Below are 21,151 nucleotides of genomic sequence, written 5' to 3'. Positions count from 1 at the left end.
CCCGCGCCATTCCTCAAGGAGACTCCATGAAAATCCTGTTCGCGTCCCTGCTGGGCGCGGCCTGCGCCGCGACCGTCACCCATGCCGTCGCGGCCGCCGGCCCCGCCTATCCGTCCAGGCCGGTCACGCTGATCGTGCCCAATGCCCCGGGCGGCGCCATCGACATCCTGAGCCGCCTCCTGTCCGAGCGCCTGCAGAAGACCTGGGGCCAGCCGGTGGTGGTGATGTACAAGCCGGGCGCCAACACGGTGGTCGGCACGGATCACGTCGCCAAGTCCGCGCCCGATGGCTACACGCTGGGCATCGTCGTGACCTCGCACGTCATCAACCCGACGTTGCGCAAGACCATGCCGTTCGACACGGTCAAGGACCTGGCGGGCGTCTCGATGCTGGTGACCTCGCAGATCGTCATCACCGCGACGCCGTCGCTGCCGGCCAACGACCTGGCCGGCGTGATCGCGATGGCCAGGAAGGATCCGGGCAAGATGAGCTACGCCTCGCCGGGCAGCGGCAGCTCCATGCACCTGACCGGCGAACTGTTCAAGAGCATGACCGGGGTGGACATGCTGCACATTCCGTACAAGGGCAGCGGCCCCGCCTACACGGAGGTGATGGCCGGCCGCGTGCCGCTGCTGATCGACCCGCTGTTCTCGTCCATGCCCTACATCAAGTCGGGCAAGCTCAAGCCCATCGCCGTCACCGGCAAGACGCGCGATCCCAGCGCGCCCGACATCCCCACGGTGGCCGAGACCATTCCGGGCTTCAACGTGCAGAGCATCTTCGGCCTGGTGGCGCCGGCGGCAACGCCGCGCGAGGTGATCAACAAGATCAGCGCCGACGTGGGCACCATCCTGCGCAGCGCGGATTTCAAGGCTCGCCTGGCCGAAGTGGGCCTGACCTCGGCGCCCAGCACGCCCGAGGAGTTCGACGCCCTGGTCAAGGCCGAGATCGAGAAGTGGGCCCCGGTGGTGAAGGCCTCGGGCGCCACCGCCGACTGAGGCGCTTCCATGGAAACCTGCCGGCTTCTCTATAAAATGGGCGATCCTTTTTTTCCGCCGCATCCGGAGTCCCGCCATGCCACGAAACGCCCCCCGAGCCCCATCCGCCGCCAAGACCAGGCGGGCGTCCGCCGCGGCCGAACCGAGTGGCACCGTGTCCGCCCTGGAGCGGGGGATCGCGGTGCTGCGCTGCTTTCGCGAGGACCTGCGCGTATTGAGCAATGCCGAACTGGCCGCGATGACCGGGATCCCCAAGCCCACGGTCACGCGGCTGGCCACCACGCTGGTTTCCCTGGGCCTGATGAAACAGGAACCCGAGACCGAGCGCTTCTCGCTGGCGGCGGGCGTGGTGTCGCTGGCCCAGGCGTTCCTGGGCGGGGTCGATACGCGCTCGATCGCGCGCCCGCACATGCTCGCGCTGGCCAACGAAACCGAAGGCTCGGTCTATCTGGCGATACGGGACGAGTTGCACATCGTGCTGATCGAGACGGCCTCGCCGCAATCGGCGCTGCTCCTGGCGCGGCTGCGGGTGGGGTCGCGCTTCTCGGTGGCCAGTTCGGCACTGGGGCGCGCCTACCTGAGCGCAATGACCGACCAGTACGAGAAGGATCGCCTGCTGCAAAGCATACGCAAGGAATGCGGCGAGGCGGAGTGGGCGCGGCTGGAGAAGGGGCTCGAGCGCTCGCAGCGGGATGCGCGCATGCACGGCTATTGCCTGTCGCTGGGCGAGTTCCACCGCGACATCAATTCGGTATCGGTGCCGCTGGTCGTGCCGGGCGGCGAGATCATGGCGCTGAACTGCGGCGGGCCGGCTTTCTCGTTCACCGAGAAGCGCCTGCGCAACGAGGTGGCGCCGCGCCTGATCGAGACCGCGCAGGCGATCGCGCGCGATACGGGCGGCAAGGTGCCGCTGCCGGACAAATTGCTCAAGGTTTCCTGACCCGCGCGGCGTCGCGGGCCGGCTGCCAGGAAGGAGGGCGGCAATGCGACTGACGGATCACGAGAAAGCCATGCTCGACGGCGCGCATGGCCCGGCCAAACAGAAGGCCATGGACCTGCTGCTGCGCTACGGCAACGCGCTGGGGGCCGAGCGCCTGGTCGAGACGCGCAACGTGGCGGGTACCATCGGCGCCACCACGCCGTTCATGCGCAAGTTCGCCGACGAGCGGGGCGGCCTGGACGCGGTGTTCTCCGAGTTCAACCTGGACAGCGCCGAGGTCGTGGCCATTCCGCCCGTCGAGGTCTACAGCAGCCACCTGCAACAGGGCATCGATCCCGAGCACGCCGCCCAGCAGGGGGTGGGCGAAGAGGTCGTGCGCATCTTCCGCAAGGGCGATGCCTACAGCGCGGGCCTGGGCGTGCAGCTCCTGAACACCTGCACGCCCTACCAGGTCGGCAACCTGCCGGCCCGAGGCGAGCACTGCGCATGGATGGAGTCTTCGGCCGTCATCTACATCAACGCCGTGCTGGGCGCGCGGTCGAACGCCGAAGGGCGCGAGAGCACGGGCGCGGCCATGCTGACGGGCCGCATTCCCTATTGGGGCTACCACATCGAGTCAGAACGGCGCGGCACCCACCTGGTGGAGCTGGACATGCCCATCGAGTCGATGTCGGACTGGGGCATGCTGGGCTACTACGTGGGAGACAAGGTGCAGGACAAGGTCCCGGTCATCACCGGCGCGGGACTGGCGCCCAGCACCCTCAAGCTCAAGCACTTCGGCGCGGCCGCGGCGTCGTCGGGCGGCGTGGAGATGTACCACATTCCCGGCTTCACCCCCGAGGCGCCGACGGTCGAGGCCGCCTTCGGTGGCAACCGCCCGCGCGAAGTGTTCCGCTTCGGGCCCAGGGAGCTGCGCGAGACCTACGAGAACCTCAACGCCACGGCGCGCGACCCCGACGTCGATTTCGTCATGCTGGGCTGCCCGCACTACAGCATCGAGCAGATCTGGGAAGTGTGCCGGCTGCTGCAGGGCAAGCGCGTGCATGAGAATACGCAGCTCTGGATCTTCACGCCCCGTGCCACCAAGCAGATCGCCGACCAGAACGGCTACACCCGCATCATCGAGGAGGCGGGCGGCTACCTGATGTCGGACACCTGTTCGGCGCTGGGGCGCGTCATTCCCCAGGGAACCAAGGTGGCGGCCGTTGATTCGGCCAAGCAGGTCCACTACCTGCCGGCCATCATGGGCATACAGGCATGGTTCGGTAGCACCGCCGACTGCATCGAGGCCGCGGTGACCGGCCGCTGGAAAGGAGGTTTGCGATGAGCGCGCAGGACAGTTCCACAGCCGTTTCCCGGGTCATCGTGCTGCAAGGCCGGGGCATCGTGGGCGGACGGGCCGAGGGCGAGGCGCTGGTCACGCGCGACCGGATCTCGGGGTGGGGCGGCATCGATCCCCGTACCGGCACCGTCATCGAGACCCGCCACGAGCTGCGCGGGGTGAGCTTCGCCGGCAAGGTGCTGGTGTTTCCCGGCGCGAAGGGGTCCTCGGGCTGGTCCGGCCAGTTCCACATCGCCCGCATCTCCGGCCTGGCGCCCGCGGCCATGCTGTTCAACGAGATGACGACCAAGATCGCGCTCGGGGCCGTGGTCACGCACGCGCCGTCGGTCACCGACTTCGACATCGACCCCTTGTCGGTGATCGAGACGGGAGACTGGGTCCTGGTGGACGGGGACCTGGGCCGGGTCGAAGTGGCCAAGCGGGCCAGGGGCTAGGCATTTCCCCGGTCGAGCACGATAATGGGCTGCCGCCCGGCAGTCAGCCGTGGGCGACCGGAGTCCCCGCAAACCAAGGTTCGGAGTTCACGATGAAAAAAACGCTAGCAGTGTCCCTGACCGCCCTGTTCATGGCCCTGACCGGCCCCGCCCTGGCCGCCGAAAACACCCAGCAGAACAAGATGACCACCTGTAACAAGGACGCCGGCGACCGCAAGGGCGACGACCGCAAGGCTTTCATGAAAGAGTGCCTGTCCGCCAAGAAGATGACCCAGCAGGAAAAAATGACCGCCTGCAACAAGGAAGCCACCGGCAAGAAAGGCGACGACCGCAAGGCCTTCATGAAGCAGTGCTTGAGTAGTTAATCTCCCCTACGCCCTTCGGGCGCCCCCCAGGGGGCGGCACTGGCGGACCGGCAAAGCCGGATCCGCGGCGCCCTGGATCAAAGCAAGAACGCGGTGCTTCGCACCGAGACAACCCCACTAGACCCAGGATGCGGTGGATCCGGCTCCGCCGGTCCACCCGCATCGCCCCCTGGGGGGCGCGCGAAGCGCGTAGGGGGGGCTACACCTGCAGGCTGTATTCCAGCGTGGCCATGCTGGCGGGCATGTCGACCTTGGCGCCCAGGTCGCGCATGGTCGAGCCCAGCGCGTGCAGCGTGCGGAACAGGTTGTGGGCCCGGCACTGTTCGCCCATCTGGCCGATGCGCACGATGGGCAGGCCGAACGAGCCCGAGATTTCCACCCGGTAGCGTTCGGAGATGTGCGCGCAGATCCCGGTGTTGGTCAGGCCGTCGGGCACCGTGATGCCGACCACCGAGTTCAGGCGCGAGGCCGGTGGCGCGAACAGGCGCAGGCCCATGGCCTCGATGCCGTTCTGCAAGGCGAAGGACGAACGCGAATGGCGCGCGAAACGCACCGGCAGGGTTTCGGCGCAGACCAGGCGCAGCGCCTCGTGCAGCGCCAGCACCCCGGACACCGGGGCGGTGTAGTGGTACGACCCCTTGTGCCAGAAGTTCTCGGCCAGCCTGGCGTCCAGCACCCAGTGGGTATTGGGCGTCTTGCGCCGGCTGATGTGTTCCCACGCATCGTTGGAGAACGCGATCAGCGAGACGCCGGGAATCGACGACAGGCCCTTCTGGCCACCGGTGATGACGGCGTCGATCTGCCAGTCGTCCATCTGCAGCGGCATGGTGCTGAGCGTGCAGACGGCATCGACCACGACCAGGCAGCCGCGCTTCTTGGCGGCCTTGGCGATGGCGGGCAGTTCGCGGTTGAAGACCGTGTTGGAGGTCTCGCCCTGGACGATGGTCAGGACGTCGGGGCGGTGCTGCTCGATCGCCTGCTCCACCAACTGGGCCGACGCGGCCTGGTGGCCGTCGATTTCCAGCGTGACGACGTCGGCGTCCAGGCGCCGGCTCATCTCGGCCATGCGGGCGCTGAAGAAACCGTTGACCACGCACAGCACCTTGCTGCGGGGCGACACCAGGTTGCAGATCGCCATCTCCATCGCAGCCGAACCCGGGCCGGCCACGCCCAGCACCCATTCCGACTTCGTCTGGAACACATAGCCCGCCATCTGCTTGACCTGGGAGATGATGGTCGACATGGTCGCGCCCAGGTGGTTGATGACCACCGAGTTGGCATGGGCCACCACGTCGGGAATGGGAACGGGGCCGGCGCCCATCATCAGCAGGGGATCGTCGGGCAGGATCTCGCTCAGCAGGCGCACACGGGGCGGCTGCGAGTAGACAAGCGGGGGATGGTCGGTCGAGGAAGCGGTGTCAGCGGTTTCTTCGGCGGCGCGAAGCGGGCGGGTTGGCATGTTGGATACGCGGCTGTGAGTGGAAAGCCCGGAGCCGGGCGGTCTGTCGGCCGCATGCCCGTTAGGGGCGGCGCTGGCGGACCGGCGGGGCCGGATCCGCGGCGCCAGGGGGGACGGGCGCCGTGGGGGTCGAGCATGCTCGACGATGTCGATTATAGATTCACTGCGCGTCCGAGCGCCTGGCCCATGCGCACGCCGACCAGCGGCCCCAGCGCATCGTTCCAATCCACCCGGCCGGCACCGAACAGCAGGACCACGGTCGAGCCGAGCTTGAAGCGGCCCATCTCGGCGCCTTTGTCCAGCCGCACGGCGCCGTCGTCGTAGCGCGTGGTCACGATGCGCGAGCCGTGCGGGTCGACCTGGCCGCCCCAGACGGTTTCCATGGCGCCCACGATCATGGCGCCCACCAGCACCACCGCCATGGGGCCGAGTTCGGTATCGAACAGGCATGCCAGGCGTTCGTTGCGCGCGAACAGGCGCGGCACGGTCCGGGCGGTGAGCGGATTGACCGAGAACAGGCGTCCGGGGATGTAGACCGTTTCGCGCAAGGTGCCGGCCACCGGCATGTGCACCCGGTGATAGTCGCGGGGGGACAGATAGATGGTGGCGAAGCCGCCATCCCGGTAGGGATCGGCGCGCCGCGCATCGCCGCCCAGCAGCTCGTCGGCGCTGAAGTCGTGCCCCTTGGCCTGGAAGATGCGGCCGGCGCGGATGGGGCCCAGCTGGCTGATGGCGCCGTCGGCGGGACACAGCACGGCGTCCGGGGCGGGATCCAGCGGACGCGCGCCGGGCTTGAGCGCGCGGGTGAAGAAGGCGTTGAAGTGTTCGTAGGCGGTGGGGTCGGGCTCCAGGGCCTCGCTCATGTCCACACCGTACTGGCGGATGAAACGGGCGATGGCGGGATTCTTCAGGCCGGCGACGCGGCAGTGCGCAAGGCGTCCGAACAGGCTGGAGACGAGCGCCTGGGGCGCGAGATATTGGCCGTAGATGAAAAGCTGGTCTTTGATGGACATGTCGGGGCCTCGCGCGGGCGAGGCAGTTTCGGGTTTGCGCCTGGATATTACAGCGGTGCGGAGGAGCCGCGCACGACCAGCTCGGGCCGCAGGACGACCGTGGACGTCGTGCCCGGCACGCCGCGCAGGCTGTCCAGCAACAAGCGGGCCGCCCGGAACCCCATCTCGTAGTGCAGGATGCGTACCGTGGTCAGGGGAGGCGACACCCTGTCCATCAAGGGCATGTCGTTATGTCCCACGACCGAGACGTCCTGCGGCACCGTGCGTCCGCGCTGCTGCAACGCCTGGATCGCCCCCAGCGCGATCAGGTCGTTGGCCGCGACGATGGCCGTGAACTCGGCTCCGGTGCCCAGCAGCGCGCGCGTGCCTTCCTCGCCGGCATCGCAGGAATAGGCGTCGCACTGGGCGAAGCCGGCCGGCTCCAGCCCGTGCGCGGCCATGGCCTGGATGAAGCCGGCCTGCCGCAGCGAACCAGTGGACAGCGCCAGCGGCCCGGACAGGTGGGCGATGCGGCGATGGCCGATGGACACGAGGTGATCGACGGCCAGTTTCATGCCCAGCATGTCGTCGCTGACGACGGCGGGCAGGCTGCCGTCTTCGTCGCGGCGGTTGACCAGCACGACCTTGACCTGGTCGCGCGCCAGGCGCTCGACCAGCGGATCGTGCAGGCTGGAGGTCGCGATGATGAGCCCTTCGACGCGCTGGGCCAGCATGCGGTCGGCGGCCTCGTCCGGCGCCTGTTCGTTGCCGGTATCGGCCACCAGCACGAAGAAGCCCTCGGCCGCCAGCGCCTGTTCGATGCCGCGCAGGATGGGCGGGAACACGGGATTGGTGATGTCTGGCAACAGCACGCCCACCGTGCCCGACCGCCCGGTGCGCAGCGCCGACGCCGCGCGGTTGACGCGGTAGTTCAGGGCGCGGGCGGCGGCCTCGACGCGGCCGACCACTTCGGGGCTGACCATGTGGCGTCGTTCGGGGTCCAGCGCGCGCGAAGCGGTGGTCTTGTGCACCTGGGCGTGCAGGGCGATGTCGGCAAGGGTGGCGGCGGAGGAACGCTTGGGCATGGGCGAGATGATAGCGAAGTGCCGGCGCATGGGGGCGGGAAATCTCCTTGTTGACAAGTGGAACGATCCGGCTAAACTGAATGCTATCGATAGCATGAGGTTATGCCAAATGTTGCCCAGCACGCCAGAGTCTCTTACCCCCATTGTTTTGCAATCGATGGCAAATACCGCCGATCCGCGCGTCAAGGAACTGCTATGCAGCCTGGTCCGGCATCTGCACGCCTTCGTACTGGAAACGCGGCTGACCGAGGCCGAGTTCGAATATGCGCTGGGCTATCTCAATGCCATCGGGCAGGCCACCTGCGACACCAAGAACGAGGCGGTGCTGGTGGCCGACCTGCTGGGCGTGTCGTCGCTGGTGGCGCTGCTGAACAACGCCGACCATCATGGCGAGTCGGACGCCGCGCTGCTCGGTCCGTTCTGGCGCGCCAATTCGCCCAGCCTGGAACCGGGGGCCTCGCTGGCGGCGCCGGGCACGCCCGGCATCCCGCTCGAGGGCAGCGGGCTGGTCCAGGACCGCGAGGGCCGGCCACTGGCCGGCGTCACGGTGGACATCTGGCATGCATCGCCCAGCGGGCTGTACGAGAACCAGGACGAGACCCAGCCCGACATGAACCTGCGCGGCCGCTTCACGACCGACGAGAACGGACGCTTCCGCTTCCGTTCGGTGCGGCCGGCGGGCTATCCCGTGCCGGTGGACGGGCCGGGCGGCGTGCTGCTGCGCGCCCAGGCGCGCCACGAGTTCCGGCCGGCACACCTGCATTTCATGTTCTCCAAGCCCGGCTACAAGGTCCTGATCACCCAGGTCTACGCCGACGACTCGGAGTTCCTGCACAGCGATCCCACTTTCGGCGTGACGCGCCGGCTGGTCGGCCAGTACCGGGTGGAATCGCGCCCGGGCGGCGACGTCGCGGTCTTCGATCATTGCTTCACGCTGCTGGAAGGCGAGATGGTCTTCCCGCATCCCCCGATTCCCTGAACTTCCCACGCATCACCAAAGGAACTCCCAATGACACAAGCATCCACATTCGCGCCGCAGGACCGCCTGGACGGCAAGGTGGCCGTGATAGCCGGCGGCACCGGCGCAATCGGCCATGCCAGCGCGCGGCGCCTGGCGGCCCGCGGGGCGCGTTGCGTGCTGCTGCATAACGGCGATCCCGCCGCCGCTTCCCGGGTGGGCGAACTGCCCGGGGAAGGACACGCCGAGGTCCGGGCCTCCATTACCGACAGCCCGGCCCTGAAGGCGGCGGCCGAGCGCGTCCGCGCCGACTTCGGCACCTGCCACATCCTGGTCAATAGCGCCGGCTACACCAAGCCCGTGCCCGCGGTCGACCTGGAGGGCCTGACCGACGAACTGATCGACGACATCCTGAAGGTCAACTTCCGGGGCGTCTTCTCGACCATCCGCGCCTTCGCGCCGCTGCTCAAGGAAAGCGGCGATGGCCTGATCGTGACGCTGTCCTCGATCGCGGCCTTCACGGGCGTCGGCAGCAACCTGGCCTACGTTGCGGCCAAGGCCAGCGTGGACGTGGTGGGCGAGGCCCTGGCCCGCGTGCTCGCGCCGCAGGTGCGCGTGTTGTCGGTCAGCCCGGGCGTGGTCGACTCCACCTTCGTGCCGGGCCGGGGCGCCGACTTCAACGCCAAGACGGCCGCCACCACGCCGCTGGGCCGCATCGGCACCACCGACGACATCGCCGCCGCCGTGGAAGCCTGCGCCACCTCGCTGCGTTTTGCCACCGGCACCCGCATCGTGGTCGATGGAGGACGCCACCTGTGAACCCGACCGTCATCACCTGCGCGATCACCGGCAACCTGACCAAGCCGGAGCAGACGCCGCACCTGCCCATCACGCCCGAGCAGATCGCCAATTCGGCGCTCGAGGCGGCCCGCGCCGGCGCGGCGCAGGTCCACATCCACGTGCGCGATCCCCAAACCGGCCACCCGTCGATGGACGTCGCGCTGTACGACGAGGTCATCCGCCGCATCCGGGCCGAGAACCGCGAAGTCATCATCAACCTGACCACCGGCCCGGGCGGCCGCTACGTGCCGAGCGAGGCCGAGCCCCGCGTGGCCGGCCCCGGCACCACGCTGCTGCCCCCGGAGAAAAGGGTCGAGCACATCGCGCGGCTGCGGCCCGACGTCTGCTCGCTGGACCTGAACACCATGAACTCGGGCGCGGAGGTGGTCATCAACACCCCGCGCAACGTGCGCATCATGGCCGGCGTCATCCGCGAGGCGGGCGTCAAGCCGGAACTGGAGATCTTCGACAGCGGCGACATCCACCTCGCGCGCGACCTGATCGCCGACGGCACGCTGGACGGGCCGGGCATGTGGACCTTCGTCACCGGCGTCAAGTACGGATTCGAGGCCACGCCCGAGACGCTGCTGTATGCGCGCGGCCTGCTGCCGGCGGGCGCCTTCTGGTCCGCCTTCGGGGTGGGCCGCCACGAGTTCCCCATGCTGGCGGCCGCTTTCGTGTCGGGCGGCCACGTCCGCGTGGGCCTGGAAGACAACATCTACCTGTCCCGGGGCGTCCTGGCGCCCAGCAACGCGGCGCTGGTGGAGCGTGCCGCGCGCATCGTGCAGGACCTGGGAGGAAGCGTGGCGAGCGCCGGCGAGGCGCGCGACATGCTGGGCCTGCCCATCAGGAATTGAAGGAACCGCTACCGATCATGTCCACCGTCATGCAAGAAACCCAACACGGGCCGGCCGTGCGCGTACAGGCCAAGGCCGAGTCCGCCGCCCACCTGGCCCCGGCCATCGAAACCCTGGCCATGCCCCGGCCGGATCCGGGCCACGCCGTCGTCAAGGTGGCCAGCGCGGCCGTCAATCCCAGCGACGTGAAGGCGGCGCTGGGCCTGATGCCGCAGGCCGTCTGGCCGCGCACGCCCGGGCGCGACTTCGCCGGCACGGTGGTGGCCGGCCCCACCGAATGGATAGGCCGCCGCGTCTGGGGCTCGGGCGGCGACCTGGGCATCACGCGGGACGGCTCCCATGCCGCCTGGCTCACGCTGCCGCTTGCCGCGCTGGAGGAAATGCCCGCGGGCCTGGACTTCGATGCCGCCGGCTCGATAGGCGTGCCGTTCGTGACGGCCTACGAAGGTTTCCAACGCAGCGGCATGCCGCAGCCGGGCCAGGTGGTCGCCGTCATGGGGGCCAACGGCAAGGTGGGGCAGGCCGCCGTCCAGCTCGCGGCGCAGGCGGGAGCCCGCGTCATCGCGGTCCAGCGCCGGCCGGGACCCTACGCCGGCTTTGCCTGCGCGCCGGTCGAGGTCGTGGACGCCAGCCGGGAAGACGTGGCCGCGCGGCTGCGCGAGCTCACCGACGGCCGCGGCGTGGACCTGGTCTACAACACCGTGGGCAGCCCGTACTTCCAGGCCGCCAACCAGGCCATGGCCAAGCGCGCCACGCAGATCTTCATCTCCACGGTCGAGCGCCCGGTGCCGTTCGACATCTTCACGTTCTACCGCGCCATGCACACCTACGTGGGCGTGGATTCGCTGGCCATGGACTGCACCGAGGCGGCCGCGCACCTGCGGGCGCTGCGGCCGGGGTTCGAGGCCGGCACGCTGCGGCCGTTCCCCGTCGGCGCCGATGCCGTCTATGCACTGACCGACGCGCTCGATGCCTACCGCACGGTAATCGGCGGATCGGACCAGCGCATCGTGCTGCGGCCGTGGGAAGGCCGGGCATGAACGTCACCCGCTATCCCGAGGCTCCCGTCTACGAGGCTCCCAACCACTTCGACATGCGCTGCGTGCGCCTGCAGGGCAGGGAAGCCGGCCCGGCCGAACAGCTGTGGCTGGGCGTCTCGACGCTGGAACCCGGCGGCCACACCTCGCTGGATGGCTCGCCCATGGAGAAGCACTACGTGGTCCTGGAAGGCGAGCTGACCGTCGTGAGCGAGCTGGACGGGGTGCGGCAGGAAGCCACGCTGGCGCGCCTGGATTCATGCCGCCTGGCGCCCGGCGAGAAACGCCAGTTGATCAACCGCAGCGGCCGGACGGCATCGGTGCTGCTGGCCATGCCATTCAGCCCGCCCGTCCCGGGCTAGGGCCGCCGTTCCATTCGATAAACCAGAGGAGACACACCATGCAACGACATTCCCACGCTCGCCGGACCTCGCTGCGCGTCCTCGCGGCCGCGACCATGCTGGCCGCGGGCGCGAGCGCTCAGGCCCAGGGCAACTGGCCGCAAGGCGGCCCCATCCGCTTCATCGTCCCGTTCACCGCCGGCAGCGGCACCGACGTGGTGGCGCGTTCGATCGCCGACAAGCTGGGCCCCATCCTGGGCGCACAGATCGTGGTCGAGAACAAGCCGGGCGCGGGCGGCACGCTGGGCGCCGCGCAGGTGGCCAAGGCGCCCGCCGATGGCTACACGCTGCTGATCCACAGTTCGGGCCACCTCGTCAATCCGTCCATTTACCCGAACCTGCCGTACGACACGCTCAAGGACTTCGAGGGCATCACGCCGCTGGCCAGCCTGCCCAACGTGCTGGTGGTCTCGCCCTCTGCAGGGTACAAGAACCTGGGCGACCTGGTCGCCAAGGCCAAGGCCGATCCCGGCAAGCTGTTCTATGCCTCCGCCGGCAACGGCTCGGCCACGCACATGAACGCGGAACAGTTCCGGGTGGCCGCCGGCATCGATGCCGTGCACGTGCCGTTCCGCGGGACGCCCGAGGCCATCACCGAGACCATCGCCGGCCGTACGACCTGGTTCTTCGCGCCCCTGGTATCGGCCCTGCCCATGATCAAGGACGGCAAGCTGCAGGCGCTGGCCGTCGGTACCGCCGCGCGTTCGGCCGCGCTGCCCGACGTGCCCTCCATGACCGACTCGGGCCTGCCGGCCGCGGCCTACACGTTCTGGGTGGGCCTGTTCGCGCCGGCCAAGACGCCCCAGCCCGTGGTCGACAAGATCCACGCCGGCGTGCTGAAGGTGCTGGAGATGCCCGACATCAAGACCCGCTTCGCCAACCTGGGCGCCGCCCCCATGCCCATGGACCAGAAGGCCTTCGAGAAGTACCTGGCCGACGAGACGAAGTCCGCGTCGCAGCTGGTGAAAGCCGCAGGCATCAAGATCGAGTAGGCGAGCGTCGCTCCCGCCGGTCGTCCCCAAGGAAAAACGGCCTCGCTTCTTTCGAAAGCGAGGCCGCTCCCGTTTCGGGGGGGAAGCGATCAGTCCAGCATCGGCAGCTTGGCCTCTTCGGCCAATTTCTTCAGCGAAGCCTGGCCGTCCAGCATGAACTTGGCGAAGTCCTTGCCGACGATCATGTTCAACTGCGAGCCCATCTGGTCGAACTGTTCGCTCATGCCGGGCTTGGACAGTTCGGTGGTCAGGATGTTGGTGATCTTGGCGATCACGTCGGGCGGGGTGTTCGCCGGCGCGTACAGGCCCAGCCAGGTGGAGAACTGCAGCTGGGGATAGCCCAGCTCCACCGTGGTGGGGACGTCCGGCAGGGTGGGCCAGCGCTTGGGTCCCATGACGGCCAGCGCGTGGACGCGGCCGCTCTTGGCGTTGGGCGCGACGCTGCCCGGGGAGTCGAACATGGACTGGACCTGTCCGCCCATCAGGTCGTTCATGGCCGGAGCCGCGCCGCGATAGGGAATGTGCAGCATGTTGGCGCCGACGCCGTGGGCGAACAGTTCACCCGCCAGGTGGTAGCCGGTGCCGTTGCCCGAGGACGCGAAGGTGGTGCCCGGGTGCGACTTCACGTAGGCCACGAAGTCCTTGAAGTCCTTGACCGGCAGCGAACGGGTGGCGACCACCACGTGCGGCGACACGGTCACCGTCATGATGGGCGTGAAGTCCTTGTTCGCGTCGTAGGGCACGTCCTTGCGCAGCACGGGGGCGACCAGGTGCGTGGACGAGGACGTCAGCAGCAGGGTGTAGCCGTCGGCCGGCGATTTGGCGACGAAGTTCGCGCCGATCGCGCCGCCCGCGCCGGTCTTGTTCTCGACGATGGTGGCCTGGCCCCAGTTCTGTTGCAGCTTCTGGGCGAGCAGGCGCGCGACCGTGTCGGTGTTCGTGCCGGGAGGGAACGGATTGATGATGCGGACGGGGCGGTCGGGGTAGGGTCCGGCATGAGCGGGAGCGACGGCCAGGGTGCCCAGCACGAGGGCGGCGGCGAGTGCGCGATACATAGATGAAACAACCTTGAAATGGTAAATGGGCTTTGTGGTCTTATCGTTGCCGCGAGCAACTATCCATTATACGTGCATGAGCCGGAAAGCCCCGTGCCACGCGGGCTTCGCGCTAGACTGTCGCTCCGTCCGAGCATCCGCCCCCTGGCGAATACGACCTTGACCGACACCTGTTCCTCCCTGATCGTGAATGGCCTGCACGGCCGTCTCGCCGGCCCTTTCGACCTGGGTATCGAAGGCGGGGAGTGCGTGGCCTTGTCCGGCCCGTCCGGCGTGGGCAAGAGCCTGCTGTTGCGCATGATCGCCGACCTTGAACCGGCCCGGGGCCGCGTCGAGCTGGACGGCGTGGACCGCGACCGCATGCCGGCCCCGGCCTTCAGGCGCCAGGTTACCTATGTCGCCGCCGACGCCGGATGGTGGGCGGACATCGTGGCCGATCACATGGCGTATCCGGAGCGGGCGCGGGCGCTGCTGCCCGGGCTGGGGCTGGCCGATGCACTGTTCGAGGCGCCCGTGGCCACGCTGTCGACCGGACAGCGCCAGCGGCTCGCGCTGGTGCGAGCCATCTCGCAGCACCCGCGTTTCCTGTTGCTGGACGAACCGACCTCGGCCCTGGATCCCGAAGCCACCGCCCAGGTCGAGGCCCTGTTGGCGCGGCTGCGCGAGCAGGGCACCGGGCTGCTGGTGGTCACGCATGACGCGGCCCAGGCCGTGCGCATCGCCACCCGGCGGTTGCGCATGACCCCCGGCGGATTGGAGGACGAAACGCCATGAGCCCCATTTCACTGACGCCGATGGAACTGGCCATGGCGGCCGTGCTGGTGCTGGCCAGCGCCGCGCTGTCGCTGCGGCTGGCGCTGGGGATCCAGCGTCCGCTGCTGGTGGCGGCGGCACGCATGGTCGTGCAACTGGTCCTGGTGGGCCTGTTCCTGCGGCAGGTGTTCGCGTTGACCTCGCCCTGGGTGACCGGCGCGGTCGTTGCGCTGATGATCGCCGCGGCCTGCCACGAAGTCGGCTCCAGGCAGGAGCGGCGCTTCCAGGGAGCATGGCGCTATGGGGTGGGCGGCGTGCCGGTGGGCGTCGCCACGCTGGGCATCGCGCTGCTGGCGCTGGCGACGGCGCTGCGTCCCGACCCCTGGTACGACCCGCGCCACGCAATCCCGCTGGCCGGCATCGTCCTGGGCACGGCCATGAACAGCGCCAGCCTGGCCTTGAACGGCGTGTTCACCTCGGTCTCGCGCGAACGCGCGGCCATCGAGGCCCGGCTGGCCCTGGGCGCCGACCGCTACACCGCGTTCCGGAACATCATCCGGGGCGCGGTGCGGGCGGGGGTGCTGCCGGTGATGAACCAGATGGCGGCGGCGGGCGTCATCACCATGCCCGGCATCATGACCGGCCAGATCCTGGCCGGCATGGACCCCATCGAATCGGCCAAGTACCAGATCCTGCTGATGTTCCTGCTGGCCGGCGGCGGCTTCGCGGCGTCGGCCGGTTCGGTCTACCTGGCGGTGTGGCGGCTGACCGACGCACGCGACCGCCTGAGGCTGGAGCGGCTGGTCTCGCGGCACGGCGGCTGAGGCTGCAGCCGCGCGGCCGATGCCGTTGCAACCGGCCGCTGCAACTGGATACCTTGTCGGGGCCGCCTGCCGCGGCCTTGCGCTATGCTTGGCTCGTTGCACACCTGTGCTCGAGGAGCCGATTGAAAATGATGCTCAAACCGCGACGCGAAATTTCCCTTGTCCTGCTGCTGGCAGGTTCGCTGGGCATGACGCCCGCATGGGCCGATCCGCCCGGCGGCAAAGGCAATGGCAATGCCCACGCCGGAGGCGGACACGGGGGCGGCAAGGGGCAGGGAAGCAAGGGCCACGGGCAAGGGCAGGGCGACAAGGTGTCGGGCAAGGGCAGGGCGACAAGGTGTCGGGCAAGGGCGGCGGCCCCAAGCAGGGCAAGCGCGCCGATGGCGGCGACGACCTGGTCCGCGCGGGCATCACGGTATCGCTGGCCAGGAACTATGCCTCCGACTACCAGGCGGTGGGCTATGGCCCCTTGCCCCCGGGCATACGCAAGAACCTGGCCCGGGGCAAGCCGCTGCCACCGGGCATCGCCAAGAAGGCCGTGCCGTCCGGCATGCTGTCGAGGTTGCCGGTCTATCCCGGCTACGAGTGGCGTGTGGCGGGCACGGACCTGATCCTGGTGTCGCTGGCCACCCTGGTCGTGGCCGACGTGCTCGCCGACGTATTCCGTTGACCGGACTGCGAAGCATCCATTCCAAGCACGCATTTCCAAGGAGAACAAGGTGCGAAGCCTGATCACTGCCTTTTTCGTCATGCTGGCGGCCACGCTGTCCGGCTGCGGCTACAACGACCTGCAACGCGCGGACGAACAGGTCAAGGCCAACTGGTCCGAGGTCCTGAACCAGTACCAGCGGCGCGCGGACCTCATCCCCAACCTGGTCAACACGGTCAAGGGCTATGCCAGCCACGAGCAGGATACGCTGACCGCCGTGGTCAACGCCCGCGCCCAGGCCACCGGCATCAACGCGACGCCCGAGCTGGTCAACGATCCCGAGGCCTTCGCCAAGTTCGATGCCGCCCAGCAGCAGCTGACCAGCGCGCTGTCGCGCCTGATGGTGGTGGTGGAGCGCTACCCGGACCTGAAGGCGAATGAGAACTTCCGCGACCTGCAGGCACAGCTCGAAGGCACCGAAAACCGGATCACCGTGGCCCGCAATCGCTACATCAAGTCGGTCCAGGACTACAACGTGATCGTGCGCTCGTTCCCGAGCAACCTGACCGCGAAGGCTTTCGGCTATCCGGTGAAGGCCAATTTCTCGGTGGCCAACGAAAGCGCCATTTCCACGCCGCCCACCGTCGACTTCGGCGGCAACAAGCCCGCGGGCGCCCGATGAGCGCATGGCGGGCCTGGGGACGCCGGGCGTCGGCATGGCTGGCTGCCGGGCTTGCCGTGCTGTGGCTGGCTGCCGCGCCGGCCCAGGCCGCCAGCGATGGCCTGGTGGCGATTCCGCCGTTCGGCGGGCTGGTCACCGACCTGACCTCGACGCTGACCGCCGAGCAGCGCTCCGGACTGGAACAGCAATTGCGGGCGTTCCAGGAGCGCAAGGGCAGCCAGGTCGCGATCCTGATCGTCCCCAGCACCGTGCCAGAGAGCATCGAGCAGTATTCGCTGCGGGTGGCCGAGGCCTGGAAGCCCGGCCGCAAGAACGTGGACGACGGCGTGCTGTTCCTGGTGGCCAAGGACGACCGGCGCATGCGGATCGAAGTGGGCTACGGACTGGAGGGGGTGCTGAACGATGCCACGGCGAACCGCATCCTGAACGAGATCGTCACGCCGCGATTCCGCGAGGGCGATTACTACGGTGGCATCTCCCAGGGAGCCGACCGCATCATGCGGCTCATCGACGGCGAACCGCTGCCGCCGCCGCCCCAGCGCGCCGCCCGGGAAGGCGGTGACCTGGAAGGCATCGCCCCCGTATTGCTGATCGTCGCGCTGGTGGCGGGCGGCATGCTGCGGCGTGCCCTGGGCAGGCTGCCGGGCGCGCTCGTGACCGGCGGTGTCGTGGGCGGCGCGGCCTGGCTGCTGTCCGGCGCGGTGGCCATCGCGATCCTGGGCGCCGTGCTGGCGTTCTTCTTCACCCTGGTGGGTGGCGGCTTCGCCGGCCTGCCGGGCGGCTACGGCGGCAGCCATCGCGGGGGCCGCGGAGGAGGGGGCTTTGGCGGCGGAGGATTCGGCGGGGGCGGCTTCGGTGGTGGTGGGGGCGGCGGCTTCGGTGGCGGCGGCGCTTCGGGACGGTGGTAGGCATGGCGATCAAACGATTCCTCAAGCATCTGGTGACGACCCGCCGCGCGGCGCACCGGGCTTTCCCGGCCCGGTCGCTGGACCGCATCGAGCGAACCATCCGCGAGGTCGAGTCGCGCCATGACGGCCAGATCCGTTTCGTGGTCGAGGCCGCGCTGGACATGGGCCCGCTGTGGCAGCAGCAGTCGCCGCGGGAACGGGCGCTGGAAGTCTTCGCGCTGCAAGGCGTATGGGACACGCCCGACAACAACGGCATCCTGCTGTACGTGCTGATGGCCGACCATGCGGTCGAGATCGTCTGCGACCGGGGCATCCACGCCTGCGAAACCGCCGGGACCTGGGAAGCCGTCTGCCGCGGCATCCAGGAGGCGTTCGCCCAGGGCCGCTACGAGCAGGGCGTGATCGAGGGCATCACCGCGCTGGGCGCCTCGCTGGCCCGGCACTACCCCGGCGCGTCCCGCGCCAACACGCTGCCCGATCGTCCGCGGATCATGTAGCGCTCAGGGGACGGCCGCGTCCCTTTCATGAAAGTGTCACCCATGCCTCCTAGCATTCGCCCAGACGCGAATCGGGAGGCATGATTCCCTGGTTTCCGGAACCGGGATGCCGCCGTCGATTCGACGTTGCAACGCACCCCTCCTTGGAAACCAGAACAATGTCCGATACGTTACTCAACAACTCGCGCCGCCAGGCGCTCAAGTTCCTGGCCGGCGCGCCCGCCATGCTGCCTCTCGGGACGGTCACCGCGTCCCTGCTGGCCGCCTGTGGCGGGGACGACGATCCCATCACGCCCACGCCCCAGCCGTCCGCGGATTTCGTGTCGGCCTCGTTCACCTCCACCCCCGCGCCGTCGCTGTCCAATCCGGCGGCGATGGCCACGACCACCGTGAACTCCACCCTGACGGTGAAGCTGAGCGACGGCAGTTCCCACGCCTACAAGCTGGCGTACCAGCCGTTCTTCATCACCGGCGACATGGTATCGGACGGCAAGGGCGGCAAGATCCTGGCCGGCGGCTACGTCGACATCAACAACAAGCCGATCATCGACAAGTCGGTGGCAGGCAAGGAACGCCAGATCTTCTCGGACTCGCCGGACGGCACCTCGCTGCTCGCGCTGTCCAACGCCAACGTCCCGGGCATCAAGGGCAAGGCCGTGTTCGCCGTGGTGCAGTTCGAGTACACGACGCGCGACCAGAGCGGCGCCGATACCTACGGCACGCTGCCGTCGCCCATCGCCGTCCTGACCCTGGACCAGGACCAGGCCACCGGCAAGCTGAGCCTGGTCAAGTACCACAACGTCGACACCTCGGCGGCGCATGGCCTGTGGATCACTTGTGGCGCGAGCCTGTCGCCCTGGAACACCCACCTGTCCAGCGAGGAGTACGAACCGGATGCTCCTTTCGTTTCGACCAACGCCCAGTTCAAGGCCTTCAGCAAGAACCTGTACGGCGACGAGACCAAGGCCCGCCCCTACCACTATGGCCACATTCCCGAAGTCACGGTGAATCCGGACGGCACGGGTTCGATCAAGAAGCACTATTGCATGGGGCGGATCTCGCACGAGCTGATCCAGGTGATGCCCGACAACCGCACGGTGCTGATGGGCGACGACGCCACCAACAGCGGCCTGTTCGTGTTCGTGGCGGACAAGGAGAAGGACCTGTCGGCGGGCACGCTGTATGTCGCCAAGCTGGGGCCCGGTTTCTCGGTCGACCCGGCCGCGCCCGGCGCCAACCTGACCTGGATCAAGCTGGGCCACGCCACCAGCGCGGAGATCGAGCAGATGGCCAACACGCTCGATCCCGAGGACATCATGACGGTGCTCAAGTCCGATCCCTCGGACGCGACCTATACGAAGATCTTCTCGAACGGCGCGGCAAACTGGGTCAAGGTCAAGCCTGGCATGGAGAAGGCCGCCGCCTTCCTGGAGACACACCGCTACGCCTATCTGATGGGCGGCAGCATGGGCTTCACCAAGATGGAGGGCACCACGGTCAACATCAAGGACAAGGTGGCCTACTCGGCCCTGCAGAACATCCAGGACTCCATGGTCAAGGGCAATGCCAAGGGCTGGAACGAGCAAAGCGGCATCGCGCTGGACAAGGCGCTGATCGCCGGCGGCGTGCTGGCCCATACCCTGGCCGGCGGCCAGAAAGACCAGACCGGCGCGGCCATCAACAGCGAATGGATGCCGGCGCACACCAGGATGCTGCTGGTGGGCGAGGATATCGCGGCCGACGCCTTGGGCAACAAGGCCAACCCGGAACTGGTGGCCAACCCGGACAACCTCAAGTTCTCGGAAAAACTGCGCACGCTGTTCATCGGCGAGGACAGCGGCTCGCACGTGAACAACTTCCTGTGGGCCTACAACGTCGACACCAAGTCGCTGTCGCGGCTGCTGTCGGTACCCGCGGGCGGCGAGTCGACCGGCCTGCACGCCGTGGACGAGATCAACGGCTGGACCTACATCATGAGCAACTTCCAGCACGCCGGTGACTGGAGCTCGCTGCACGACAAGGTCAAGGACGCGCTGGATCCGCTGATCCGCGCCAACTACAAGGACCGCTTCGGCGCCGCGGTGGGCTACCTGACCGCCGATCCCACCGGCATCAAGCTCGAGGGCTGACGACTCAGGCCGGCGCGCCCGGGCCGGCCTCGCCGCCGGCCTCGGGCTGGCGGACCAGCAGCACGGGAACCGGCGCCTCGCGCAGGATCTTCTCGGCGCTGCTGCCCAGCACCATGCGCGGAAGGCCGCGCCGGCCGTGGGTGCCGATCACGATCAGGTGCGCGGGCCACTTGCGCGCCTCCTGGATGACCAGCTCGTGCACCGGTCCGGCGAAGTTGTCGTGCAGCACCGTATCGGCCTCCACGCCAGCGGCCTTGGCCTGAGCCTGGGCCCGATCGAGAAGTTCCTCGCCGTTGGTGCGCAGCACTTCGAGCCAGTCGGAATAGGCGGCGTACGCCCCCATGGACCCGGCCAGGGACAATTCGTCGATCACGTGGATGAGACGCAGCCGCCCCTTGGTCAGCGCGGCGAGGCGCAGGGCCTCGTCCAGGCCGAGCTGGGAGGTGGGGCTGCCATCGACGGGAACGAGTATGTGCTGGTACATGAAGATGCTCCTTGAAGGTCCGGCCGACGCGATCCGGTCAGAAATAGAACGAGACGTCGGCCCGGCCGGACGCGGGAATGCGGACCTGCCGGCTCTGTTTCGCCGACCCGTACTCGGCGTCGATCCGATAGGCGCCGGGCGCCAGCCTGGCCAGCAGGTAGGGGCCTTGCGTGGTCACCGACAGGACCTCCGCGCCACCGCTGTCCCGGATGGTCACGCGCACGTCGGCGACGTATTCGCCGCTCTTGGCCGCGGCCAGCATGCGCAGGCTGTAATCCTTGGCCATGCCGCGCATGGCGCTCGATTCGTCCTGGCCCACGCCGCCGGTCGCATAGGCGACGCCGTTCTGTTCGCCCCGGTCGATCGCCTGCCCGGCCAGGGGCCATGCTGCCGCCAGCGCGAACGCCAGCGGGGCGGTCCATTGCAGATTCTTCCTCATGGTGCTACTCCTTGCTCATCGGTCGGCGCAA

Annotated in this window: 24 protein-coding genes; 18 read left to right on the top strand and 6 right to left on the bottom strand. The window is 68.6% G+C overall.

The window, feature by feature from the left end; all coding sequences use genetic code 11:
- Window positions 1-26 precede the first annotated feature (26 nt).
- The 5 genes from R4823_RS13605 to R4823_RS13585 all read left to right on the top strand — a co-directional run bounded on the left by R4823_RS13605 (window position 27) and on the right by R4823_RS13585 (window position 4,079).
- Window positions 27-998: a tripartite tricarboxylate transporter substrate binding protein gene (locus R4823_RS13605; RefSeq protein ID WP_338619019.1), complete on the top strand. Its 972-nt coding sequence runs from the start codon at window positions 27-29 to the stop codon at window positions 996-998.
- A gap of 76 nt (window positions 999-1,074) precedes the next feature.
- A complete protein-coding gene (locus R4823_RS13600; protein ID WP_087840140.1) occupies window positions 1,075-1,938 on the top strand; it encodes an IclR family transcriptional regulator in 864 nt (287 codons plus the stop codon).
- A gap of 43 nt (window positions 1,939-1,981) precedes the next feature.
- The gene (locus tag R4823_RS13595) at window positions 1,982-3,265 is read left to right on the top strand and encodes an aconitase X catalytic domain-containing protein (RefSeq protein ID WP_279814885.1); all 1,284 of its coding nucleotides are present in this window, start codon (window positions 1,982-1,984) and stop codon (window positions 3,263-3,265) included.
- Window positions 3,262-3,714: a DUF126 domain-containing protein gene (locus R4823_RS13590; protein WP_338619014.1), complete on the top strand. Its 453-nt coding sequence runs from the start codon at window positions 3,262-3,264 to the stop codon at window positions 3,712-3,714. Before R4823_RS13595 ends, R4823_RS13590 begins: the two co-directional genes overlap by 4 nt.
- 92 nt (window positions 3,715-3,806) lie before the next feature.
- A complete protein-coding gene (locus R4823_RS13585) occupies window positions 3,807-4,079 on the top strand; it encodes a PsiF family protein (protein ID WP_087840143.1) in 273 nt (90 codons plus the stop codon).
- A 199-nt stretch (window positions 4,080-4,278) separates the two neighbouring features.
- Here the strand turns inward: R4823_RS13585 and R4823_RS13580 are convergent, their stop codons facing one another.
- The 3 genes from R4823_RS13580 to R4823_RS13570 form a co-directional block, all read right to left on the bottom strand.
- The gene (locus R4823_RS13580) at window positions 4,279-5,538 is read right to left on the bottom strand and encodes an alanine--glyoxylate aminotransferase family protein (RefSeq protein ID WP_338619011.1); all 1,260 of its coding nucleotides are present in this window, start codon (window positions 5,536-5,538) and stop codon (window positions 4,279-4,281) included.
- A 152-nt stretch (window positions 5,539-5,690) separates the two neighbouring features.
- Window positions 5,691-6,551: an archaetidylserine decarboxylase gene (asd, locus tag R4823_RS13575; protein WP_087840145.1), complete on the bottom strand. Its 861-nt coding sequence runs from the start codon at window positions 6,549-6,551 to the stop codon at window positions 5,691-5,693.
- Between the two features lie 47 nt (window positions 6,552-6,598).
- Window positions 6,599-7,645, bottom strand: a complete 1,047-nt coding sequence (locus R4823_RS13570; RefSeq protein WP_338619008.1) for a LacI family DNA-binding transcriptional regulator — start codon at window positions 7,643-7,645, stop codon at window positions 6,599-6,601.
- Between the two features lie 127 nt (window positions 7,646-7,772).
- Here R4823_RS13570 and R4823_RS13565 point away from each other — a divergent pair, with 127 nt between their 5' ends.
- From R4823_RS13565 to R4823_RS13540, 6 genes are read left to right on the top strand one after another with little or no spacing between them, the layout of a single operon-like run.
- Entirely contained in the window at window positions 7,773-8,594 is an 822-nt protein-coding gene (locus R4823_RS13565; RefSeq protein ID WP_243724345.1) for a dioxygenase, read from the top strand.
- A 30-nt stretch (window positions 8,595-8,624) separates the two neighbouring features.
- Window positions 8,625-9,392, top strand: a complete 768-nt coding sequence (locus R4823_RS13560; RefSeq protein ID WP_338619006.1) for an SDR family oxidoreductase — start codon at window positions 8,625-8,627, stop codon at window positions 9,390-9,392.
- A complete protein-coding gene (locus R4823_RS13555) occupies window positions 9,389-10,270 on the top strand; it encodes a 3-keto-5-aminohexanoate cleavage protein (protein ID WP_338619004.1) in 882 nt (293 codons plus the stop codon). Before R4823_RS13560 ends, R4823_RS13555 begins: the two co-directional genes overlap by 4 nt.
- A 29-nt stretch (window positions 10,271-10,299) precedes the next feature.
- Entirely contained in the window at window positions 10,300-11,310 is a 1,011-nt protein-coding gene (locus R4823_RS13550; protein WP_338619001.1) for a zinc-binding alcohol dehydrogenase family protein, read from the top strand.
- The gene (locus tag R4823_RS13545; RefSeq protein ID WP_087840149.1) at window positions 11,307-11,669 is read left to right on the top strand and encodes a cupin domain-containing protein; all 363 of its coding nucleotides are present in this window, start codon (window positions 11,307-11,309) and stop codon (window positions 11,667-11,669) included. The genes R4823_RS13550 and R4823_RS13545 overlap by 4 nt, the downstream gene beginning before the upstream one ends.
- Before the next feature lie 38 nt (window positions 11,670-11,707).
- On the top strand, window positions 11,708-12,700 hold the full coding sequence (locus tag R4823_RS13540) for a tripartite tricarboxylate transporter substrate binding protein (protein ID WP_087840150.1): 993 nt from the start codon (window positions 11,708-11,710) through the stop codon (window positions 12,698-12,700).
- A gap of 89 nt (window positions 12,701-12,789) precedes the next feature.
- On the opposite strand, the gene R4823_RS13535 is transcribed toward R4823_RS13540, so the two are convergent.
- A complete protein-coding gene (locus tag R4823_RS13535) occupies window positions 12,790-13,755 on the bottom strand; it encodes a tripartite tricarboxylate transporter substrate binding protein (protein ID WP_087840151.1) in 966 nt (321 codons plus the stop codon).
- Between the two features lie 159 nt (window positions 13,756-13,914).
- Between R4823_RS13535 and R4823_RS13530 the strand changes: the two genes are divergently transcribed.
- The 7 genes from R4823_RS13530 to R4823_RS13500 all read left to right on the top strand — a co-directional run bounded on the left by R4823_RS13530 (window position 13,915) and on the right by R4823_RS13500 (window position 20,197).
- Entirely contained in the window at window positions 13,915-14,529 is a 615-nt protein-coding gene (locus tag R4823_RS13530) for an ATP-binding cassette domain-containing protein (protein ID WP_338618998.1), read from the top strand.
- Window positions 14,526-15,332, top strand: coding sequence for an ABC transporter permease (locus R4823_RS13525; RefSeq protein WP_087840153.1), 807 nt, complete (start codon window positions 14,526-14,528; stop codon window positions 15,330-15,332). The genes R4823_RS13530 and R4823_RS13525 overlap by 4 nt, the downstream gene beginning before the upstream one ends.
- 337 nt (window positions 15,333-15,669) lie before the next feature.
- Window positions 15,670-16,002, top strand: coding sequence for an anti-virulence regulator CigR family protein (locus R4823_RS13520; RefSeq protein ID WP_338618995.1), 333 nt, complete (start codon window positions 15,670-15,672; stop codon window positions 16,000-16,002).
- Window positions 16,003-16,081: 79 nt separating this feature from the next.
- Entirely contained in the window at window positions 16,082-16,663 is a 582-nt protein-coding gene (locus R4823_RS13515) for a LemA family protein (protein WP_338619171.1), read from the top strand.
- Window positions 16,660-17,571 (top strand): TPM domain-containing protein, encoded by a 912-nt coding sequence (locus R4823_RS13510; protein ID WP_132978853.1) that lies wholly within the window; start codon window positions 16,660-16,662, stop codon window positions 17,569-17,571. The genes R4823_RS13515 and R4823_RS13510 overlap by 4 nt, the downstream gene beginning before the upstream one ends.
- 2 nt (window positions 17,572-17,573) lie before the next feature.
- Entirely contained in the window at window positions 17,574-18,068 is a 495-nt protein-coding gene (locus R4823_RS13505) for a TPM domain-containing protein (protein ID WP_087840155.1), read from the top strand.
- A 158-nt stretch (window positions 18,069-18,226) separates the two neighbouring features.
- Complete coding sequence (locus R4823_RS13500) at window positions 18,227-20,197, top strand: alkaline phosphatase PhoX (RefSeq protein WP_338618992.1); 1,971 nt, start codon at window positions 18,227-18,229, stop codon at window positions 20,195-20,197.
- Window positions 20,198-20,201: 4 nt separating this feature from the next.
- On the opposite strand, the gene R4823_RS13495 is transcribed toward R4823_RS13500, so the two are convergent.
- Both R4823_RS13495 and R4823_RS13490 read right to left on the bottom strand, forming a co-directional pair.
- Entirely contained in the window at window positions 20,202-20,681 is a 480-nt protein-coding gene (locus R4823_RS13495) for a universal stress protein (protein ID WP_338618990.1), read from the bottom strand.
- 37 nt (window positions 20,682-20,718) lie between these two features.
- Entirely contained in the window at window positions 20,719-21,120 is a 402-nt protein-coding gene (locus R4823_RS13490) for a carboxypeptidase-like regulatory domain-containing protein (protein WP_338618988.1), read from the bottom strand.
- Between the last annotated feature and the right edge of the window lie 31 nt (window positions 21,121-21,151).

The organism is Pigmentiphaga sp. CHJ604 (assembly GCF_036972535.1).
Lineage (GTDB): Bacteria > Pseudomonadota > Gammaproteobacteria > Burkholderiales > Burkholderiaceae_B > Pigmentiphaga > Pigmentiphaga daeguensis.
The sequence above is the reverse complement of the archived record's forward strand: the minus strand, read 5'-3'. Positions and strand labels throughout refer to the sequence as shown.

Excerpts from the sequence above, each read along its gene's own strand:
- R4823_RS13605 (WP_338619019.1), top strand. The coding sequence starts at position 27 with ATGAAAATCCTGTTCGCGTCCCTGCTGGGCGCGGCCTGCGCCGCGACC.
- R4823_RS13600 (WP_087840140.1), top strand. The coding sequence starts at position 1,075 with ATGCCACGAAACGCCCCCCGAGCCCCATCCGCCGCCAAGACCAGGCGG.
- R4823_RS13595 (WP_279814885.1), top strand. The coding sequence starts at position 1,982 with ATGCGACTGACGGATCACGAGAAAGCCATGCTCGACGGCGCGCATGGC.
- R4823_RS13590 (WP_338619014.1), top strand. The coding sequence starts at position 3,262 with ATGAGCGCGCAGGACAGTTCCACAGCCGTTTCCCGGGTCATCGTGCTG.
- R4823_RS13585 (WP_087840143.1), top strand. The coding sequence starts at position 3,807 with ATGAAAAAAACGCTAGCAGTGTCCCTGACCGCCCTGTTCATGGCCCTG.
- R4823_RS13580 (WP_338619011.1), bottom strand. The coding sequence starts at position 5,538 with ATGCCAACCCGCCCGCTTCGCGCCGCCGAAGAAACCGCTGACACCGCT.
- asd (WP_087840145.1), bottom strand. The coding sequence starts at position 6,551 with ATGTCCATCAAAGACCAGCTTTTCATCTACGGCCAATATCTCGCGCCC.
- R4823_RS13570 (WP_338619008.1), bottom strand. The coding sequence starts at position 7,645 with ATGCGCCGGCACTTCGCTATCATCTCGCCCATGCCCAAGCGTTCCTCC.
- R4823_RS13565 (WP_243724345.1), top strand. The coding sequence starts at position 7,773 with ATGGCAAATACCGCCGATCCGCGCGTCAAGGAACTGCTATGCAGCCTG.
- R4823_RS13560 (WP_338619006.1), top strand. The coding sequence starts at position 8,625 with ATGACACAAGCATCCACATTCGCGCCGCAGGACCGCCTGGACGGCAAG.
- R4823_RS13550 (WP_338619001.1), top strand. The coding sequence starts at position 10,300 with ATGCAAGAAACCCAACACGGGCCGGCCGTGCGCGTACAGGCCAAGGCC.
- R4823_RS13545 (WP_087840149.1), top strand. The coding sequence starts at position 11,307 with ATGAACGTCACCCGCTATCCCGAGGCTCCCGTCTACGAGGCTCCCAAC.
- R4823_RS13540 (WP_087840150.1), top strand. The coding sequence starts at position 11,708 with ATGCAACGACATTCCCACGCTCGCCGGACCTCGCTGCGCGTCCTCGCG.
- R4823_RS13535 (WP_087840151.1), bottom strand. The coding sequence starts at position 13,755 with ATGTATCGCGCACTCGCCGCCGCCCTCGTGCTGGGCACCCTGGCCGTC.
- R4823_RS13525 (WP_087840153.1), top strand. The coding sequence starts at position 14,526 with ATGAGCCCCATTTCACTGACGCCGATGGAACTGGCCATGGCGGCCGTG.
- R4823_RS13515 (WP_338619171.1), top strand. The coding sequence starts at position 16,082 with ATGCTGGCGGCCACGCTGTCCGGCTGCGGCTACAACGACCTGCAACGC.
- R4823_RS13510 (WP_132978853.1), top strand. The coding sequence starts at position 16,660 with ATGAGCGCATGGCGGGCCTGGGGACGCCGGGCGTCGGCATGGCTGGCT.
- R4823_RS13505 (WP_087840155.1), top strand. The coding sequence starts at position 17,574 with ATGGCGATCAAACGATTCCTCAAGCATCTGGTGACGACCCGCCGCGCG.
- R4823_RS13500 (WP_338618992.1), top strand. The coding sequence starts at position 18,227 with ATGTCCGATACGTTACTCAACAACTCGCGCCGCCAGGCGCTCAAGTTC.
- R4823_RS13495 (WP_338618990.1), bottom strand. The coding sequence starts at position 20,681 with ATGTACCAGCACATACTCGTTCCCGTCGATGGCAGCCCCACCTCCCAG.
- R4823_RS13490 (WP_338618988.1), bottom strand. The coding sequence starts at position 21,120 with ATGAGGAAGAATCTGCAATGGACCGCCCCGCTGGCGTTCGCGCTGGCG.